Here is a 2,265-nt window from a genome sequence, read left to right on the forward strand (position 1 = left end):
GCCAGCGGGGCGGAGCGGCCGGCGGCGGCGCAGCTGCGGCGGGCGGGGGGCTGCCCCAGTGGGCCGGGAATTCGGCGTCTGCGGCGGGAGTGTGCGGCGATGCTGGTGGATTGTCCGGCACACCGCTGGGCGGTGCCCAGAGGTTGGGTGGCGGCCCGGCATCGGCAGGGCCGCTGGTCGGGGGACCCCACGGTGCCGGATCGGGGCCGGTGCCGGCTGCGGAACCACCGGGTACGCCCCAGGGGGCTTGCGGATTGGCTGGTCCGCCCTGCGGGGGTGGGGGTGCCCAGCCGGTGTTGGCCACCGACCCAGCATCCTGCTGGCTGAAGAATCGTTGTTGGTCCAGTGGTGCGTGGCTGCCGTGTGGCGCTGGTCCAGCGGCGCCCGGTGCAACCCCCTCCGGCTCCTGGCCGGGGTGTTGCAGGCCCTCGGACGTCATGCGCGCGCCTCCTCCATCACATGTCGGCCGCCGATTGCCGATCCGGTGCCGTCGGCGGGGTTGACGGCGACGCCGGCGGAACCGGCTGTGCAAGCTTCCCGCACCGTATCCGGCCTGTGCCGGTGGCGCTGGGCAGCGTTGTCGCCGAACCGCGTCGTCTGGAGGCGTCGAACGATATTGATCAGCTCGGTCACCTACACGGACGGCTGCGGAAACGACTGCGCCCAACCGTACCGGGCGCCGCATCGGCAAGGGAATCCCGGTGTCAATGGGCGTGAAACGACGATGACCCGCGCCGGGGTCACCGGGCGGGTCATCGATCGGGGGAGGAACGAGGGACTAGGGAGCGTCAGCGGTACTGGCGCTGCGCGATCGCGAGGATCTCGTTGCGAACGGCTGGCGAGTTGGTGGAACGCAGCGCGCGCTCGATGGCCCGTGCGCGGCGTGCGGCGTTTCGGTGGTTGCGGATTCGGTCGATCATGCTCATGGCTGGCGCTCTCCTAGCTATTCGGTTGTGAGCCCGTCGTGCCTCTATTAAAGCGCAGACGAGGCAACGATTTCCATCGAATCTTAGGTGAGCTAGGCCACGCGCCTAACAATCAAAGGTTTAACGCCTGTTCGGGTGACGTTCATTAGTCACCGCTCGGCGGTGGGGGTGGCCGGGGCAGGCGGCCGGATTGGCTGGTCAGCCGGCGTTCCGGGCGGCCGGCCGGGCAACTTCCGACCGGTACGAGGGTGGGGGCCAGCGGGTTCCGGGTGGGCGGACGACGAGGCCGGTGTGTTCCGGGTTACCCCGGAGCACACCGGCCTCTGGTCGGTCGGCGGAAGATCAGCTCCAGCCGAGCAGCGCCGCCTCCGGGTCGGCCAGGAACGCACCGACGTCCCGCAGGAACTTCGAGCCGAGTTCGCCGTCGATGATCCGGTGGTCGAACGACAGCCCGAGGGTGGTCACCTGGCGGATCTTGATCTTGCCCTTGTGCACCCAAGGCATCTCGCGGATCGCGCCGAAGGCGAGGATGGCCGACTCGCCGGGGGGCAGGATCGGCGTACCCGTGTCGACGCCGAAGACACCGACGTTGGTGATCGTCAGCGTGCCGCCGGACATGTCCGCCGGGGACGTACGTCCCGCCTTGGCGGTCTGCACCAGGTTGGTCATCGCGTCGGCCAACTCACGCATGGACAACCGTCCTGCGTCCTTGATGTTCGGCACGATCAGACCACGGTCGGTGGCCGCCGCGATGCCCAGGTTGACGTAGTCCTTGACGATGATCTCGTCGCCGGCCCAGGTCGAGTTGACCATCGGGTGCCGCCGGACCGCCACCAGCACCGCCTTGGCGGCCAGCAGCAACGGAGAGACGCGTACGTCCCGCCAGTCCGGCAGTTCGCGGAGCCGCTTGATCGCCTTCATGGACCGGGTCACGTCGACCGTGAGGAACTCGGTGACGTGCGGCGCGGTGAACGCCGACCGGGCCATGTTCTCGGCGGTGAGCTTGCGAACCCCCTTGACCGGGATGCGCTGTTCCCGGTCCGGGCCGAAGGCTGCCGCCGTCGCTACCGCAGGTGCCGTGACCGGCTCCGCCGCAGCGGCTGCGTTGGCGGCTGCCGCCCGTTGCACGTCCTCCCGGCTGATCGAGCCCAGCGGACCCGAGCCGGTCAGGGTGCCGAGGTCGACGCCCAGATCCTTGGCGAGCTTGCGTACCGGTGGCTTGGCCAGCACCGGGCCCTGCGACCGACCCTGCGCCGGTACGACCGGCCGGGGCGGTTCCGGCGTCACGACCGGGGCCGGGGCCGCAGCGACGACCGGAGCGGGAGCCGGGACCGCCGCC

The 2,265-nt window shown here is 70.3% G+C and carries 3 protein-coding genes and 1 pseudogene; all 4 read right to left on the reverse strand.

Going from position 1 to position 2,265, the window contains the following annotated elements:
- A pseudogene (locus tag ACFQ4H_RS34680) lies at positions 1-439 on the reverse strand (hypothetical protein); the annotation flags it as partial.
- A complete protein-coding gene (locus ACFQ4H_RS34685; RefSeq protein ID WP_377579495.1) occupies positions 436-633 on the reverse strand; it encodes a hypothetical protein in 198 nt (65 codons plus the stop codon). The pseudogene ACFQ4H_RS34680 and the gene ACFQ4H_RS34685, both read right to left, overlap by 4 nt.
- Positions 634-788: 155 nt before the next feature.
- Entirely contained in the window at positions 789-926 is a 138-nt protein-coding gene (locus ACFQ4H_RS34690; protein WP_377579497.1) for a hypothetical protein, read from the reverse strand.
- Between the two features lie 342 nt (positions 927-1,268).
- On the reverse strand, positions 1,269-2,265 hold a 997-nt coding region (locus ACFQ4H_RS34695; protein WP_377579499.1), incomplete at its 5' end, for a dihydrolipoamide acetyltransferase family protein.

Source organism: Micromonospora sonneratiae (genome assembly GCF_042679305.1).
GTDB classification, from domain to species: domain Bacteria; phylum Actinomycetota; class Actinomycetes; order Mycobacteriales; family Micromonosporaceae; genus Micromonospora_H; species Micromonospora_H sonneratiae.

Bases quoted from the DNA above. Each gene is read 5' to 3' on its own strand.
- ACFQ4H_RS34690 (WP_377579497.1), bottom strand. From the start codon at position 926: ATGAGCATGATCGACCGAATCCGCAACCACCGAAACGCCGCACGCCGC.